At 61.9% G+C, this 14,910-nt stretch carries 16 protein-coding genes and 1 tRNA gene; 8 read left to right on the top strand and 9 right to left on the bottom strand.

The genetic code is table 11. From position 1 onward, the window contains the following. Positions 1-104 precede the first annotated feature (104 nt). From DY201_RS18515 to DY201_RS18485, 7 genes are all read left to right on the top strand, one after another. A complete protein-coding gene (locus DY201_RS18515; protein WP_115732459.1) occupies positions 105-647 on the top strand; it encodes a ubiquinol-cytochrome C chaperone family protein in 543 nt (180 codons plus the stop codon). A 12-nt stretch (positions 648-659) separates the two neighbouring features. Further along, complete coding sequence (locus DY201_RS18510) at positions 660-1,214, top strand: YceD family protein (protein ID WP_115732458.1); 555 nt, start codon at positions 660-662, stop codon at positions 1,212-1,214. A 105-nt stretch (positions 1,215-1,319) separates the two neighbouring features. After that, the gene (gene plsX / locus DY201_RS18505; RefSeq protein ID WP_115732457.1) at positions 1,320-2,387 is read left to right on the top strand and encodes a phosphate acyltransferase PlsX; all 1,068 of its coding nucleotides are present in this window, start codon (positions 1,320-1,322) and stop codon (positions 2,385-2,387) included. Positions 2,388-2,399: 12 nt separating this feature from the next. Next, positions 2,400-3,371 carry a beta-ketoacyl-ACP synthase III gene (locus DY201_RS18500; RefSeq protein WP_115732456.1) on the top strand — a complete coding sequence of 324 codons (972 nt, stop codon included), beginning with the start codon at positions 2,400-2,402 and terminating at the stop codon, positions 3,369-3,371. A 128-nt stretch (positions 3,372-3,499) separates the two neighbouring features. Next, a complete protein-coding gene (locus DY201_RS18495; RefSeq protein WP_055971437.1) occupies positions 3,500-3,823 on the top strand; it encodes an integration host factor subunit alpha in 324 nt (107 codons plus the stop codon). Between the two features lie 117 nt (positions 3,824-3,940). Continuing rightward, positions 3,941-4,480 (top strand): MerR family transcriptional regulator, encoded by a 540-nt coding sequence (locus DY201_RS18490; RefSeq protein ID WP_067966704.1) that lies wholly within the window; start codon positions 3,941-3,943, stop codon positions 4,478-4,480. 104 nt (positions 4,481-4,584) lie between these two features. After that, positions 4,585-4,661, top strand: a tRNA-Pro gene (locus DY201_RS18485). 202 nt (positions 4,662-4,863) lie between these two features. Here the strand turns inward: DY201_RS18485 and DY201_RS18480 are convergent. From DY201_RS18480 to DY201_RS18440, 9 genes are all read right to left on the bottom strand, one after another. Beyond that, positions 4,864-5,166 (bottom strand): hypothetical protein, encoded by a 303-nt coding sequence (locus tag DY201_RS18480; protein WP_210210432.1) that lies wholly within the window; start codon positions 5,164-5,166, stop codon positions 4,864-4,866. A gap of 383 nt (positions 5,167-5,549) precedes the next feature. Further along, positions 5,550-5,801 carry a hypothetical protein gene (locus tag DY201_RS18475; RefSeq protein WP_165915941.1) on the bottom strand — a complete coding sequence of 84 codons (252 nt, stop codon included), beginning with the start codon at positions 5,799-5,801 and terminating at the stop codon, positions 5,550-5,552. Positions 5,802-6,075: 274 nt separating this feature from the next. After that, complete coding sequence (locus DY201_RS18470; RefSeq protein ID WP_115732454.1) at positions 6,076-6,327, bottom strand: DUF1344 domain-containing protein; 252 nt, start codon at positions 6,325-6,327, stop codon at positions 6,076-6,078. Positions 6,328-6,641: 314 nt separating this feature from the next. Beyond that, positions 6,642-6,878 carry a DUF1344 domain-containing protein gene (locus DY201_RS18465; RefSeq protein WP_115732453.1) on the bottom strand — a complete coding sequence of 79 codons (237 nt, stop codon included), beginning with the start codon at positions 6,876-6,878 and terminating at the stop codon, positions 6,642-6,644. Between the two features lie 477 nt (positions 6,879-7,355). After that, positions 7,356-7,592 carry a DUF1344 domain-containing protein gene (locus DY201_RS18460; protein WP_115732452.1) on the bottom strand — a complete coding sequence of 79 codons (237 nt, stop codon included), beginning with the start codon at positions 7,590-7,592 and terminating at the stop codon, positions 7,356-7,358. Between the two features lie 215 nt (positions 7,593-7,807). After that, positions 7,808-9,046, bottom strand: coding sequence for an O-antigen ligase family protein (locus DY201_RS18455; RefSeq protein ID WP_115732451.1), 1,239 nt, complete (start codon positions 9,044-9,046; stop codon positions 7,808-7,810). After that, positions 9,043-10,578: an undecaprenyl-phosphate glucose phosphotransferase gene (locus DY201_RS18450; protein WP_115732450.1), complete on the bottom strand. Its 1,536-nt coding sequence runs from the start codon at positions 10,576-10,578 to the stop codon at positions 9,043-9,045. The genes DY201_RS18455 and DY201_RS18450 overlap by 4 nt, the downstream gene beginning before the upstream one ends. 96 nt (positions 10,579-10,674) lie before the next feature. Beyond that, entirely contained in the window at positions 10,675-11,826 is a 1,152-nt protein-coding gene (locus DY201_RS18445; RefSeq protein ID WP_115732449.1) for a glycosyltransferase family 4 protein, read from the bottom strand. A 6-nt stretch (positions 11,827-11,832) separates the two neighbouring features. Continuing rightward, a complete protein-coding gene (locus tag DY201_RS18440) occupies positions 11,833-12,399 on the bottom strand; it encodes a polysaccharide biosynthesis/export family protein (RefSeq protein WP_115732448.1) in 567 nt (188 codons plus the stop codon). A gap of 201 nt (positions 12,400-12,600) precedes the next feature. Here DY201_RS18440 and DY201_RS18435 point away from each other — a divergent pair, with 201 nt between their 5' ends. Then, positions 12,601-14,829 carry a GumC family protein gene (locus DY201_RS18435; RefSeq protein ID WP_115732447.1) on the top strand — a complete coding sequence of 743 codons (2,229 nt, stop codon included), beginning with the start codon at positions 12,601-12,603 and terminating at the stop codon, positions 14,827-14,829. The last annotated feature ends 81 nt before the right edge of the window (positions 14,830-14,910 follow it).

Below are 14,910 nucleotides of genomic sequence, written 5' to 3'. Positions count from 1 at the left end.
CCAGAGCCCCTGCTTGCGCGAAGCCGCAAAACCGGTAAACCAGCTTGCGCGCCGATGCAACAAGGCCACTAAGCGAAACGGGTCCCCGGGAGACCGCCCTCAAAATGTTCCAGCGTCTGTTTGGCCGTGAACGCCAAGCCAATCGCGCCATCACCGAGGCGCTCTATACACGAATCGTGGCGGCCGCGCGGCAGGAACCATTTTATTCCGCATGGAATGTTCCCGACACGCCGCTTGGCCGTTTCGAGATGCTTTCGCTGCACATGTTCCTGTTCCAGCACCGTTTGCGCGGTGAGCCGGGGGCGCCTGCCGACATTGCCCAGCGTCTGATCGACGAGTTCTTCCTCGACGTCGACCATTCGCTGCGCGAACTCGGCATCAGCGACGTCGGCGTTCCCAAGCGCATGAAGAAGCTGGCCAAGATGTTCTACGGCCGCACCGAATCCTACAAGAACGCGCTCGAAGGCGACGATCATCCGGCACTTGCTGCGGCACTTTTGCGCAATGTCCGCCCCGAGGTGAAGGAGTGGCCGGAAGCCGTCGCACTCGCCGAATATGTCTTTGCGGCGAATCGCGCCCTTGCCGAGCAGCCGTCGGAAGACATATGTGCCGGCAAATTGTCATATCCGGCGCCGCTGGCAGCCTGAAGGAGGCCACCCATGATGCCTGACGAGACCCCGAGCCCGGTTTCATTCAAGGTCAATGTCGCCAGGCTGCCGCAGAAGGGCATGGCTGTAACAGTCGATGCCGATGCCGCCCATCGTGCCGCACTGGCCGAGGTGCATGGGCTGACCTCGGTCGAGCGCTACAAGGCGGACCTGCTTGTCACCAAATGGAAGCGCAACGGCGTCAAGGTTCGCGGCCGGGTCCAGGCAGAGATCACCCAGGCATGCGTCGTCACGCTCGAGCCCGTTGAATCGGTGATCGACGAGGATGTCGAGGGCGTCTTCCTGCCCGAGGATTCCAAGCTTGCCAGGCAAGGCTTCAACGCGGCAGGCGAGATCCTGCTCGATGCGGAGGGGCCCGACGCGCCCGAAACCTTCACTGGCGACACCATCGATGTCGGTGCGCTTGCCGAGGAGTTCTTTGGTCTCGCCATCGATCCTTATCCGCGCAAGACCGGCGTCGCAGTCGCCAGCACCGATGACGATGTCGTCGAGCCGGTCGAGAGCGAATTCCAGAAAAAGCTCCGTCTAATATCCAAGAAGCTTTGAAAACGCCCGCCGTTTCGCGTAATCCCGGTTGTGCGGTTATCCAAAACCGTTACTTTCGCCGGACTTTTGCGTGCCCAGCTACGCCAACAGTGAGATGACCGACGCGTGATCAAGATTTCCATTGATGCCATGGGCGGCGATCACGGTCCTTCCGTGATCATTCCTGCCCTGGCCAAGGTCGCCACCAGGCGCACCGATATTCGCTTCATCATCTATGGCCGCGAAGAAGTGGTCCGTCCCGAGCTTGCCAAGCAGCCCAAGCTTGCTGCCGTCAGCGAGTTCGTGCACTGCGAGGTCGCCGTGCGCATGGACGACAAGCCGAGCCAGGCGCTGCGCCAGGGCCGCTGGAAGTCGTCGATGTGGAAGGCGATCGAAGCGGTCAAGTCGGGCACGTCAGATGCCTGCGTCTCCGCCGGCAACACCGGCGCGCTGATGGCGATGTCGAAATTCTGCCTGCGCACAATGGCGACGATCGATCGCCCCGCCATCGCTGCCCTGTGGCCGACGGCGCGCGGCGAGAGCGTCGTGCTCGACGTTGGCGCCACCATCGGCGCGGATGCGCACCAGCTCACCGATTTCGCCATCCTGGGCACCGGCATGGCGCGGGCGCTGTTCGGCATCGACCGGCCGACTGTCGGCCTGCTCAATGTCGGCGTCGAGGAGATCAAGGGCCAGGAAGAGGTCAAGGAAGCCGGGCGCATGTTGCGCGAGGCCAACATGGCCTCGATGAATTACCAGGGCTTTGTCGAGGGCGACGACATCGGCAAGGGCACCACCGACGTGGTCGTTACCGAAGGCTTTTCCGGCAACATCGCCCTTAAGACCGCCGAAGGCACGGCGCGCCAGATCGCCGGCTATCTGCGTGAAGCGATGAGCCGCACGCTGATGGCCAAGATCGGCTACATTTTCGCCAAGGGCGCCTTCGACCGCCTGCGCGAGAAGATGGACGTGCGTCGCGCCAATGGCGGCGTGTTCCTCGGCCTCAATGGCATCGTGGTGAAAAGCCATGGCGGCGCCGACGCCGACGGCTTCGCCGCTGCCATCGAAATGGCCTATGATATGGTCCGGAATCGGCTGCTCGACCGCATCGAAGCCGACCTCGACCTGTTTCACGCACGCAACCCGCATGCTGCAATGGGCCGCCCCGCGGCCGCGGTCGAAGATCAGGAATAGGATTTTTTCAACGTGATCAGATCAGTTGTGCGCGGCATTGGTTCAGCGCTGCCCCGCCGCATCATGAAGAACGCCGATTTCGAAGGCATGGTCGAGACCTCGGACGAGTGGATCGCCCAGCGCACTGGCATCCGTCAGCGCCACATCGCCGCCGACGACGAGACGACAGCCTCGCTCGGCGAGGCTGCCGCCCGTGCAGCGCTCGACAATGCCGGCCTGACGCCCGATGATATCGACCTGATCGTGCTCGCCACCTCGACGCCGAACAACACCTTTCCCGCCACCGCAGTCGAGATCCAGAACCGGCTCGGCATGCGCCATGGCTTCGCCTTCGACATGCAGGCGGTGTGCAGCGGCTTCGTCTACGCCGTCACCACCGCCGACCTTTACATCAAGGGTGGCCTTGCCAAGCGTGTGCTGGTGATCGGTTCCGAGACGTTCTCGCGCATTCTCGACTGGAGCGACCGCTCGACCTGCGTGCTGTTCGGCGATGGCGCCGGCGCGCTGGTGCTGGAAGCCCAGCAAGGCGAGGGCACTGTTGCCGACCGCGGCGTGCTCGCCGCCAGCCTGCGCTCCGACGGAACCCACAAGGACAAGCTCTATGTCGACGGTGGGCCGTCCACCACCGGCACCGTCGGCCATCTCAAGATGGAAGGCCGCGAGGTCTTCAAGCATGCCGTCGGCATGATCACCGACGTCATCGAGGACGTCTTCGCCCAGACGGGCGTTTCCGCCGACACGCTGGATTGGTTCGTGCCGCACCAGGCCAACAAGCGCATCATCGACGCTTCGGCCAAGAAGCTCGGCATTGCGGAGGAAAAGGCTGTTGTAACCGTGCATCTGCATGGCAACACCTCGGCTGCGTCTGTGCCGCTGGCGCTGTCGGCGGCGGTTGCCGACGGACGCATCAAGAAGGGCGACCTTGTGATGCTCGAGGCGATGGGCGGCGGTTTCACCTGGGGCGCCGTGCTCGTGAGGTGGTGATCGCGCGGGCTCAAGCCTTCGCGCAGCGTCTTGAAAAGGTCATGGGATCGGTCCTTGACCTTGACGGATCAATTACTTAACCTCCGGCGCGTTGCTGGATTTCAGATATTGAGGATGGGGCCCGTCGCATGGGGGGAAAGACACTGACACGTGCCGACCTCGCTGAATCCGTCTATCGGAAAGTCGGCCTCTCGCGCACGGAATCGGCGCAACTGGTCGAAACCGTTCTCGACGAAATCTGCGAAGCAATCGTGCGCGGCGAGACGGTCAAATTGTCGTCTTTCGCCACGTTCCACGTTCGCGACAAGAACGAACGTGTTGGCCGCAACCCCAAGACCGGCGAAGAAGTGCCGATCCTGCCGCGCCGGGTGATGACCTTCAAGGCATCCAACGTGCTCAAGAGCCGGATTCTGCGTGCTCACCAGAACGGCAAGTCCAAGGCCGCCAAGTAGGCTGCGAGCTTTCGACTATCCGGTTGATAGCCTGGTGCGTGATTCGCGCCGGGCTTGAATGTTGTTGCCCAAAGCGCTGAAATGGATCACGAATCGTTTTTTGCGAAAGTGGCGACCATGGACAAGAGCCCCGACGCCTTCCGCACCATCAGTGAAGTGGCCGAAGACCTTGATTTGCCGCAGCACGTGCTGCGCTTCTGGGAAACCCGCTTCACCCAGATCAAGCCGATGAAGCGTGGTGGCGGCCGGCGATACTACAGGCCGCAGGATGTCGAACTGATCAAGGGCATCCGCCATATGCTCTATGAGCAGGGATACACCATCAAGGGCGTGCAGAAACTGTTGCGCGACAATGGCAACCAGTTCCTGGTTGCCATCGGCAGCGGCGACATGAAGGCCGTCGAGGCCATCGCCCAGCGCAAGCAGGCCGAAGCGCCCCTGACGCCGGCAGCGCAGCCGCGCGGTCCTGATGAGGAGATGCTGGTGGGCGAGGCGCGCGCCAAGCCCAGCCGCCGCTTCTTCGGCCTGGGCAAGGGTGACGACGAGGGGCCGGTGGCAGCTGATTCCGGCAAGCTGTCGCGCGACAACCGGGCCTTGCTGCAGGAGGCGCTGTTCGACCTGCTCGAATGCAAGCGCCTGTTGGACCAGGTTCGCTGATCTCCGTCGGCTACTAAAATATTCCTGGAATGAAGAAGTTTGGCGGGAAAGCCGCCGAATTGGGTTGACCGAAGCGGCAATATCAAGATACATCGCGACCGGTCCGGAGTGTAGCGCAGCCCGGTAGCGCACTTGACTGGGGGTCAAGGGGTCGTCGGTTCGAATCCGGCCACTCCGACCATTAAAACAAAGACTTAACCGCTATCCCCCAGATTGCGGTTTGCCGATTTCCCCACCGTTTACATTTTTCGTTCTTGCCTCGGCCTTTCGACCGACGATCGAGCGGTAGAGAACGCCATCGCCTGTCAGGCGCCTGTTTCGGCTGTTACGGCGGGCGGGGTTGCCGTCGACTGCGGTCTGGCGGAGAGAGCGGCGGCAGGCGATCAGGATTGGCTCTCGGCGTCAGTCAGCATTTGAAGCGCTTCGCGGTAGCGATCCAGATATTGCTGCCCAAGTCCGGCGGCCCGCACGCGTTCGGGGGTGGTGTTGTCAAGGATGTCGGCGATCTTGACGCGTCGCGCTATCTCGTTGGAGCGCGCCCGATTGATGAAATCGGGATAGGGCTCATCGTCCCGGCGCGTGAGGGCGTCAACCGCTTCGACAACCCCGGCAGGGAACCCCCTGGTTCGTAGATCGCCCAAAGTGAATTCAGTGTCTTCGACAACGTCATGCAGGACGGCGGCCATCCGTTCTCCGTCACTGTCGACCGCCAGCATGACTCTAAGCGGATGCAGGATATAGGGCTGCTTGGCCTTGTCGATTTGGGTGCGCGTTTGCCGCAACAAGAATCGCAGTCGTAAGGTCGCTCATCGCTTGTCCTGCTGTCGCGTGGCGGTACTCCTTTGAGCGTATCAGAGGCGTTTCGGGTTTACAGCAGGCCTCGGCAAAAACCGGGTCGTCGGTTCGACCCCGGGCTCGACTGCTTTCTTCTGGCACCTGAACTTCGAACTGCCGGCTGCTGCGAAGGCAGTGGCCTCTGCTCCATGCTTCTTTTACCGAAACGAGGAACGCCACGGACGCTGGTGGCGTCCATGGCGTTGTCTGTAGGGGTGGGAACTGACGCGTGATGTTACGTGGCCGAACCCACCATGACGGATTCGATCTTGGCGCCGTTGTCATGCTGGTCGATTGCCACCCGCTTGCCGGGAGCCAGTTGCGGCGGGATTGCGACGTCGCGCGGGATGGTGAAGCTCTCGCCATTGGTGAGCGTGATGACGCGGACCGCCGGGTTGAACTTGGCAACGACGCCATCGACTTCGGTAGCAAGGGCTGCGCCCGACATGAGGGCAAGAGCGGATGCGGCAAGGATGAGCTTTCTCATTATACTTCTCCTATTGCTCTATGACCAAGGGTTGGATCCGGGAGGGAGATGCCAATTGCTTGGTGCGGAGAAGAAACGCCCTGCCGTTAGTTTGGTTCGGTAAACAACAAACACAAATAGATCACGCGCTTTTGCTGCTGTCACGGTGTCGCACCGTCTTGAATTGTCGGCCGCCAGGTCAGCTTCAGGCCGAGCCTGGCAGCGGTCGGGCCGGGCGCGCAAAAGCCATGGGAGTGGCGCGCCCATGGCTTCAGGCCTTTTCGCTGTAACTGCGTTACATCATCTGCGGGCCGGCCAGCACATTGCGGACGACGTCGCCTTCGTCGTTGAAGAGGATCGAGACCTTCTCGCCGACCCTGACCGATGGCAGGGCGACATCGCGCGGAATGGTGTAGCTGGCGCCGCCCTGGAGCGTGATGACGCGGGTGTCGGCGTTGAAGCGGGTGACGACGCCGCTGGCGTCGGAGGCGAGGGCGGAGCCGGAGAAGAGTGCGAATGCGGCTGCAGCCAGAATGAGCTTGTTCATGATCGTTCTCCTGATGGGGTTATGCGAGGTGCTGCTTGTTGCGGGACACCTTGCTGACACCATCAACTACGATCCGACGTCGGTGCTTGTTACGCGCCAACAGGTAAACTCTAGACACGTTTTGATCACGTGAACTTGCCGCGCGGCGGTGAAACTCTGGTGGCGAGTTGCCGTTCGCGCGGGGCATTTTCAATGCCGATGATTTGGCATCGCCATGTCCTGGAACGCAAAAAAGCCATGGGTGGGAGGGCCCATGGCTTTTTGTCGAGGTGAGGCCGGCTTGGGGTAAGTCGGACCATCAATGCTGATCCGCCTTAGCGGAGAACGGCATTGACCTTGTCGCCTTCGCCGTTGAGCTGGATCGATACCTTTTCGCCAGCCTGGATCGCCGGGATGGCGACATCACGCGGAACGGTGTAGCTCTGGCCGCTCTCGAGCGTAATGACGCGTGCCTGTTCGTTGAACTTGGCAACAACGCCATTTGCAGACGAAGCAAATGCAGCGCCAGACATCATGGCGATAGCCGAAGCGGCAAGGATGATCTTCTTCATTGTTTTGGTCCTTTCAATGTTCGGTAGCGGATCGACGGTTTGTTGTTTTGTCGTTTCGCTTACCACTTATAGATAGGCACCTATCTTTCGAATTTCCATAGGCTGGGTGGTCACTCTGAGTCACAAAGCGGTCACGCTGAGTTGAGCCGGCAAACGGGTGTCGGACCGTTCACAAATCGGCACAACTGTGCGCAACGGCCCGGCCGGGAAAACGAATCTGCTCGCGGCGGTGAGACGCGAGCCCGCTTCATCGTGGAGGATAGTGAAAGTGTGCAGGAGCGAGCCTGCATCTGGATGCAGGTCGGTTGCTCGATCGCGCTGGCTGGGCAATGCGGCGTTGGATGGAGCGCGGGGCGCCTTGTGGAGCCGACGGCGGATTGCCAAATGTGCGCTGCGTCACAAACGAAAAAAGCCACGGGTGGGAGGGCCCGTGGCTTTTTCGGAGGTAAAGGCAGTTGAAGGGTATGGCGGTTCCGCTTAGCGGAGGACGCCCTGGACCTTGTCGCCTTCGTCGTTGAGCTGGATCGATACCTTCTCGCCGGTCTGGATCGACGGGATAGCAACGTCACGCGGAACCGAATAGCTCTGGCCGCTTTCGAGCGTAATGACGCGGACGGCTGGGTCAAACTTGGCAACAACACCTTCAGCCGATGAAGCAAATGCTGCACCAGACATCAGAGCGATTGCAGAAGCTGCGAGGATGATCTTATTCATTGGAGTAGTCCTTTCATTATTCGGTAGCGAGGCGGCGGTTTTTGTTTTGTCGTCTCGCTGACCACTGTGAGATAGGCGCCTACCTTTCCGATTGCCATAGACGGATCGGTCACTCTGATTCACAAAGCGGTCACGCTGAGTTGAGCCGGCAAACCGGTGCCGGACCGTTCACAAAACGGGAATCTTGTGTGCAACGGCGGCCAGTCGCCGGCGAGTCAGAAGGTCGGCGAGGCCAAGGCGCGCTGGTGGCGGGCCTCAAGGGCGATCGAGCCCCAGATCAGGCCGAGCAGCAGGTAGAAGTGACGCCAGTGGTCGGTGTCGATGACCGTGCCCAGCGCGATATGTCCGAGGAAAACGACATAGGCCGACAGCAGATAGGGCTGCCAGGGCCTGTTGCGCAGCAGGATGCGGAACCCCGCGGCGACGGTCCAGACGATCAGCGTCAGGTAGCTGGCAAAGCCGAGCCAGCCATAATCCATCAGCGTCTTCAGCCAGATGTTGTGGGTGTCTTCGCCATAGATCTGGCCGAACACCAGCGCTCCGATGCCGAAAGGTTTCTCCGTCGCCAGGAGGAAGCCGATGCCGTAGCGGGCGAAGCGGCCGAGGCGCGCCCCGTCATAGTCCTGGACGAGCTGGGCGCGCGTGGTGAACAGTTCGGCGATGCTGGGGATCTGCAGCACGATCAGCAGCGCCACGGTCAGCAGCGCTATCGCAGCGATGCTCATCATCACGATCCGCAGCCGGAACTTGCCGCTGTCGCTTTGCAGGAACAGGAAGCCGGTGAGCAGGATGGCCGAGGCGCCAAACAGTCCCCACGCGCCACGTGAGAACGACAGGAAGATGCCGCCGGTGACAATGAGCAACGGGACGGCGTAGATCGCCATCTTGAGCGGATTGCCCGTCAGCACGCGGTAGAGCAGGTAGATGCCGGGCAAGGTGAGGAAGGGGCCGAAGACGTTCGGATCCTGGAAGGCGCCTGCGGCACGACCGAACTTGGTGAACATCTCGGCTCCCGGTATCGCACCGAAATAGCCCAACATGCCAAGCACCGAGGTGACCACGGCTGATGCCACCCAGGACAGGAAGATCACCCTGAACAGTCTGGGGTCGGCTTCCGTGACCGCGGCGAAGAAGATGGCGGTGAAGCCGAGGAACAGGGATACCGCGAGATAGAGCGGGGTGTTCATCAGCTCCGCCATCTGCGTCATCGCAATCATCCCGCCGATGTTGAACATGACGATGAGCACGAGCAACGGGGTGATGGCACGCGAGATACGCAGGCCGAAGAGCGACCAAACCGCGATCAGCCCGGCCATATAGAGTTCGTAAGGTGCGGGCTCGCGGATGACGAAGCCCGACAGCAGCACGCCCAGCGCAATGGCGCCGGTGGAAACGAGCGCGATCAGCTTGGCGTTGATCGCGGCTCGCGGCAGATCATAGCTGATCGCGCTCAATAGGCGTTTTCCGTGTCGAGCAAGCGGATCGGCGTCAGGAACAGGATCTTGATGTCGAACCAGAGCGACCAGTTCTCGATGTAATAGAGGTCGAACTCGGTGCGCTTGCGGATCTTCTCGTCCGTGTCCATCTCCCCGCGCCAGCCATTGATCTGGGCCCAGCCGGTAACGCCGGGCTTGACCTTGTGGCGGGCGAAGTAGCCGTCGACCACCTCGTTATAGAGCAGGTTGTGCGACTGTGCGGCGATGGCGTGTGGGCGTGGACCGACCAAGGACAGGCTGCCGAACAGGGAATTGAAGAACTGCGGCAGCTCGTCGATCGAGGTCTTGCGGATGATGCGGCCGACGCGGGTGACGCGGGGGTCGTTCTTGGTCACGGTCTTTTTCGCCGAGGGATCGGACAGCTCGGTGAACATCGAGCGGAACTTGTAGACCTCGACCACCTCGTTGTTGAAGCCGTGGCGCTTCTGCTTGAACAGCACCGGGCCCTTGCTGTCGAGCTTGATGGCGATGGCGGTCGCCAGCATGACGGGCGAAAAGACGACGATGCCGAACAGGCTGAAGATGATGTCGAAGGCTCGCTTGGCGACCGAATCCCAGTCGTTGATCGGCTTGTCGAAAATGTCGAGCATCGGCACTGCGCCGATGTAGGAATAGGAGCGCGGTCGGAACTGCAGCTGGTTGGAGTGCGCCGACAGCCGGATGTCGACGGGCAGCACCCACAGCTTCTTGAGCAGCTGAAGCACGCGGGTTTCGGCGGTCAGCGGCAGCGACACGATCAGCATGTCGATGCGTGCGATGCGTGCGAACTCGAGCAATTCGGAGACAGTGCCGAGCTTGGGATAGCCGGCGACGATCGGCGGCGAGCGCTTGTCGTCGCGGTCGTCGAAGATGCCGCAGATACGAATGTCATTGTAGGGCTGCTGCTCGATCGAGCGGATCAGCACCTCTGCTGCCTTGCCGCCGCCGACGATGACGGCCCGGCGTTCCATGCGTCCGTTGCGGGCCCAAAGCCGGATGAAGCGCGCCAGGATCAGGCGCAGGCAAACGACCAGCGCCAGCCCGATGACGAACCAGCCACCGAACAGCAGGCGGGAGAATTCTGCCGAAACCTTCATGAAGAAGGCGGTAACCGCCATCAGGGCGAAGGTGGTTGCCCAGCAAAGCGCCATTCGTCCCAGCGAGACGCCCGGCCGCATCATGGACTGCAGCTGATAGCAGTCCATGATCTCGAAAAGGACGGTCGCAGCCACGGAGGCTGCCAGAATGACCAGCGGATATTGCCAGCCGAGATGGCCCAGAAATCCGACGTGATAGGCGTAAAGCGCCAGACCGGTGACAAAAAGCAAGCCGAATTCGGTCAGGCGTAAAATGCCGCTGAGCATGACAGGGGACATGGTGTCGCGACGGTACTGGGCTGCCACCTCTTGCGCGACATTGCTCAGCTTGGCCTTGTCGGATGGCTTGCCGTCGCCGTCAGCTGCCTTGACGGCGTCCGGGGTGAAGCGGCGCTTTGGGTCGAAGTTGTTCATCGTCGTCGATCTGTTGGCTGGTCGCCCGTTTGCCAGATTGACATATCAAAGATGAGCTAAGAAACCCTTGAACAACAAACTTGTCTTTGCCGCAGTTCAGACGCGGCGAGATGGCAGCGCCGAGAAATAGGCTTTCTCGACTTCGCTGGCCATCACTTCTACACCGAAACGTGCTTTCAGCTCGGTGATGTCGGGCATCGCCGCGGCATAGGCTGCAGGCGACTGAAACGCCTCGATCATCTTCCGGCCTATTTCGCCGGCATCAGGGTTTACCAGGGCAGGAGACTGCGCCCCGAGAATTTCCGGAATGCCGCCGACTGAGGTGGCCACGATCGGCTTGCCGGCGGCGAGTGTCTCCAGAACGATGTAGGGCATGGCTTCCGCACGCGACGGCACGACGACGAAGCGGGCAAGGGCAAAGGCCTGGCGTGCCGGCATTGGCGCCAGGAAACGGATCTTGCCGTCGAGTTCGAGCCTTGCGACCTGTGCGTGGTAGCGCGGCAGATCCTCGCCGTCGCCGACCATCACCGCGGTGACGTCGCGGTCGAGCTTTTGCCGCGCCGCGCTGATGGCGTCGATGAACATGTCGGGACCCTTCAGGTCGCGCATCATGCCGATATAGAGAAAGTCGGCGGCATCAGGCTGTGCTGCCACCGGTTCGAATTCCGCGTCGCGCAGGCCGTTATAGACCAGGCTGTTGGGCACGCGCGGTTCGCCGACCTTGCGGATAAAGGTGCGGCGCTCGTACTCAGAGACGAAAAGCAGATGATCGGTGAAGCGCTCCATCAGGCGTTCGAGCCCGAAGAACAGCTTTCCGGTCATCGTCCTCTCATCATAGTGCAGAGAGCCGCCATGCGGCGAATAGAGGCGGGCCACGCAATACCTTGAAACCCGCAACAGTGAGCCGAACGCACGCGCATAGGCACCACCTTTGGCGCCGTGCCCATGCAGCACGTCCGGCCGCAATTCCTTGATGATCTTGTACGTGCGCCAGCCGGCGGCGATGTCGCCGGGCCCGATATGGCGCTGCATCGACGTGCGCTTGATGCCAAGCGCCAGCATCGGGCGGATCGCCTCGAACAGGCGTTCCTCATGTTCCCCGCCGGTGGTTGAGTCGCAGATGATGCCGACCTGATGGCCTGCTGCCACCTGGGCTTCGGTCAGGTCGCGCACATGCCTGAAGATGCCGCCGACCGGCGACCTGAAGCAGTGAACGATCCTGAGCTGGCGGGGCGGGGTCTGCTGCACGGCGGCTTAGAACAGCCGCTCGCGGACATAGATCGTGTCGCCGGGCAGAAGCGGGTCGGTGGTCAGCACGCGGCCGGTCATCACCTTGCCATTGATGTCGCGGGTAATGTCGACATTGCCCTGGTTGGCGCGGGCGCTGTAGCCGCCTGCCATCGCCACGGCTTTCTGCACGGTCAGGCCGGGCACATAGGAATATTGACCGGCAGCACCCACTTCGCCCATGACGAAGATCGGCCGGTAGCGATCGACCTCGACCGATACGTCGGGGTCGCGCAGGTAACCCTGCCGCAATTTGGCGGCCAAGGCCTTCTCGACTTCCTGTGCGGTAAAACCGCGGGCCGGCACGCCGCCGACGAGCGGGAAGGAGATGTAGCCCGACTGGTCGACACTATAGGTGTTGGTCAGGCCTTCCTGCTCGAAGACGGTGACGCGGATGCGGTCGCCCGCGCCGAGACGGTAGGGCTGGTCGAGCACTTCATGAAAGGCGGCAGGCGCAGGGCGATAGCTCGAGCAACCGCTTACGACCAGCATGGCGGCGAGAAGCGCATGGCAGATGGGAAGGGAGCTTTTCATTTCTGCAGACACACCTTCGACGGCTTGCCGCCACGCAGCGGAATATTGGTTCGCGCCAGTTATCGACTTGTTAGGGTTAATGCCCGGTAAAGGACGTACTCGTCTTGCCCGGCTCAGCTTGTATGCCGTGCGGCAATGTTAACGCATGGGTTACCATGTTTGTTTACCGTGCAGTCTGCTCAGCCTCGGAGTAGGAACTGCATGTCTGGCGTCCAATCCACTGCCGGTGATGTCGATGTCGATCTGCGCCAGCTCTTCGCCAGTCTTGCGAGGAACTGGCTGCGCCTGGTGCTGTTTGCTGTTGCCGTCACCGCGCTTGCCTTCGTGCTGGCCTCGCTGGCGACGCCGAAGTATCGCGCCGAGACCCGGCTTCTGATCGAAACGCGCGAGTCGGTCTTCACACGGCCCGACGGCAGCGGCGAAAACGAGCGGCCGATCCTCGACGAGGAAGGGGTGACGAGCCAGGTCGAGGTCATCGGCTCGACTGATATCCTCAAGCAGGTTGCCAAGAAGCTCGATCTCGCCAGCCTGCCGGAGTTCGATGCCGCTTCGGAAATGTCGGCGATTTCGCGCCTGCTGGTCATTGCCGGGCTGAAGAGCGATCCCGGCGAGCTACCGCCCGAAGAGCGTGTGCTCAAGGCATTCCGCGAAAAGCTGACCGTCTACCGCGTCGAGAAATCGCGCGTCATCGTCATCCAGTTCTCTTCGGCCGATCCCAAGCTTGCCGCAGCCGTGCCGAACGCGATCGCTCAGGCCTATCTCGATTTCCAGCGCGGCTCCAAGCTTGAGTCGAGCACCGAGGCGACCGACTGGCTGAAGCCGGAGATCGCCGACCTCAACAAGCGCGTCAAGGATGCCGAGGCGAAGGTCGCCAGCTTCCGCTCGCAGTCCGACCTGCTCGTCGGGCAGAACAATTCCGCGCTCGCCACCCAGCAGCTGTCCGAACTCTCCAGCGAGCTGTCGCGGGTCCGTGCTAGCCGGTCGGCCGCCGAAGCCACGGCCCAGAGCGTGCGCCAGGCTTTGAAGGGCGGCGGGTCGATCGACGCCATTCCGGAAGTGCTGTCGTCCGGCCTCATCCAGCGCCTGCGCGAACGCCAGATCCAGCTGCGGACCGACATTGCCGACCTTTCGACGACGCTTTTGCCCAACCATCCCCGCATCAAGGCACTCAACTCGCAGCTCGCCGACCTCGACACGCAAATCCGGTCGGAGGCAGAAAAGGTACTTGTCGGATTGGTCAACGAGGCGAATGGCGCCGACCTTCGCGAAAAGCAGCTTGTCGCCGACCTCAACAGGTTGAAGGTGGAATCCGGGCGCGTTTCGGAAGAAGAGGTCGAACTGCGTGCCCTTGAGCGCGAGGCAGCCGCCCAGCGGGCGTTGCTCGAATCCTATCTTACCCGCTACCGCGAAGCGGCCTCGCGTCAGGACCGCAACTATCTGCCGGTCGACGCGCGGGTGTTTTCGACCGCGATCGTTCCTTCCGAAGCCTATTTCCCCAAGATCGTTCCGATTGTCGGCGCAGCCTTTGTCGGCTCGCTGCTCCTGATGGCGATCTTCACGCTGCTGCAGGAGTTGTTTTCCGGCCGCGCCATGCGACCCGCAGCCGGCGCTCGCGTCACCCCGGTCACGCAGGTGGAGATGCCGGTGCGCCGCGTCGCCGGCCTGCCGCAAGATGACGCGGCCCAGGCCTGGGCCGAAGCGGAAGAGCCGGCAGTCGCCGTGCAGCTCGACACCGCCGACGCCGATGGCGAGCCACGGACACTCGTCGATGCGCAGCACGACCTGGCTGTCGCCGCCGATGAGCAGCCCTTTGAAACGGCGCTCGCGCCGGCACATGGCGGCATCAGCATCGAGACGGCAGCAGAAAAGCTCATAACGAGTGGTGCTGCCCGCGCCATCTTCGTTTCACCCGAAGGCGATGATGCCGCCGCGACTGCCGTGCTGGTTGCACGCGAAGTCGCCGATTCCGGCCTGCGCGTGTTGTTGCTCGACCTCACCGCCTCGGGTGCCGCGGCTGGCCCGATGCTCGACGGCGGCCGTTATCCCGGCATCACGAATCTTCTGGCATCCGAAGCCCAGTTCACCGACGTCATCCGCGCTGACCATTATTCGGATTGCGATGTCATGCCGGTCGGTACGGCCGATCCGGCACGTGCCATGCGTGCCGCCGACCGCCTGCCGATCATCATGGAATCGCTGACGACCGCCTATGATCTCGTCGTCGTTGAATGCGGTCCCGCCGATGCCGGCGAAATTGCGCGGCTTGTTGGCGATGGCACGGAGGTGCTGGTCAGCTTCCTTCACCATGACGATGAGATTGCCTATGTCGCCGACGATCTGCGTGCCGGCGGCTATGAGGACGTCATGTTGGTGACCCCGGTCGGCCATGACTTGCCGACAAGGCCTGAGCCGACACGGTCGGCTGCCTGAGCCGGAGCTATCCCAGGAAAAGCGTGCAGAGGTAATCCGTCCGGGATCGCGCAAAAGCAGGGTGATAGAGAGAGTCTGCGA

It is taken from the genome of Aminobacter aminovorans, assembly GCF_900445235.1.
Classification (GTDB): Bacteria; Pseudomonadota; Alphaproteobacteria; order Rhizobiales; family Rhizobiaceae; genus Aminobacter; species Aminobacter aminovorans.
This window is presented reverse-complemented; position numbering and strand designations above follow the sequence as displayed.

Bases quoted from the DNA above. Each gene is read 5' to 3' on its own strand.
- DY201_RS18515 (WP_115732459.1), top strand. From the start codon at position 105: ATGTTCCAGCGTCTGTTTGGCCGTGAACGCCAAGCCAATCGCGCCATC.
- DY201_RS18510 (WP_115732458.1), top strand. From the start codon at position 660: ATGATGCCTGACGAGACCCCGAGCCCGGTTTCATTCAAGGTCAATGTC.
- DY201_RS18495 (WP_055971437.1), top strand. From the start codon at position 3,500: ATGGGGGGAAAGACACTGACACGTGCCGACCTCGCTGAATCCGTCTAT.
- DY201_RS18490 (WP_067966704.1), top strand. From the start codon at position 3,941: ATGGACAAGAGCCCCGACGCCTTCCGCACCATCAGTGAAGTGGCCGAA.
- DY201_RS18480 (WP_210210432.1), bottom strand. From the start codon at position 5,166: ATGGCCGCCGTCCTGCATGACGTTGTCGAAGACACTGAATTCACTTTG.
- DY201_RS18475 (WP_165915941.1), bottom strand. From the start codon at position 5,801: ATGAGAAAGCTCATCCTTGCCGCATCCGCTCTTGCCCTCATGTCGGGC.
- DY201_RS18470 (WP_115732454.1), bottom strand. From the start codon at position 6,327: ATGAACAAGCTCATTCTGGCTGCAGCCGCATTCGCACTCTTCTCCGGC.
- DY201_RS18465 (WP_115732453.1), bottom strand. From the start codon at position 6,878: ATGAAGAAGATCATCCTTGCCGCTTCGGCTATCGCCATGATGTCTGGC.
- DY201_RS18460 (WP_115732452.1), bottom strand. From the start codon at position 7,592: ATGAATAAGATCATCCTCGCAGCTTCTGCAATCGCTCTGATGTCTGGT.
- DY201_RS18450 (WP_115732450.1), bottom strand. From the start codon at position 10,578: ATGAACAACTTCGACCCAAAGCGCCGCTTCACCCCGGACGCCGTCAAG.
- DY201_RS18440 (WP_115732448.1), bottom strand. From the start codon at position 12,399: ATGAAAAGCTCCCTTCCCATCTGCCATGCGCTTCTCGCCGCCATGCTG.
- DY201_RS18435 (WP_115732447.1), top strand. From the start codon at position 12,601: ATGTCTGGCGTCCAATCCACTGCCGGTGATGTCGATGTCGATCTGCGC.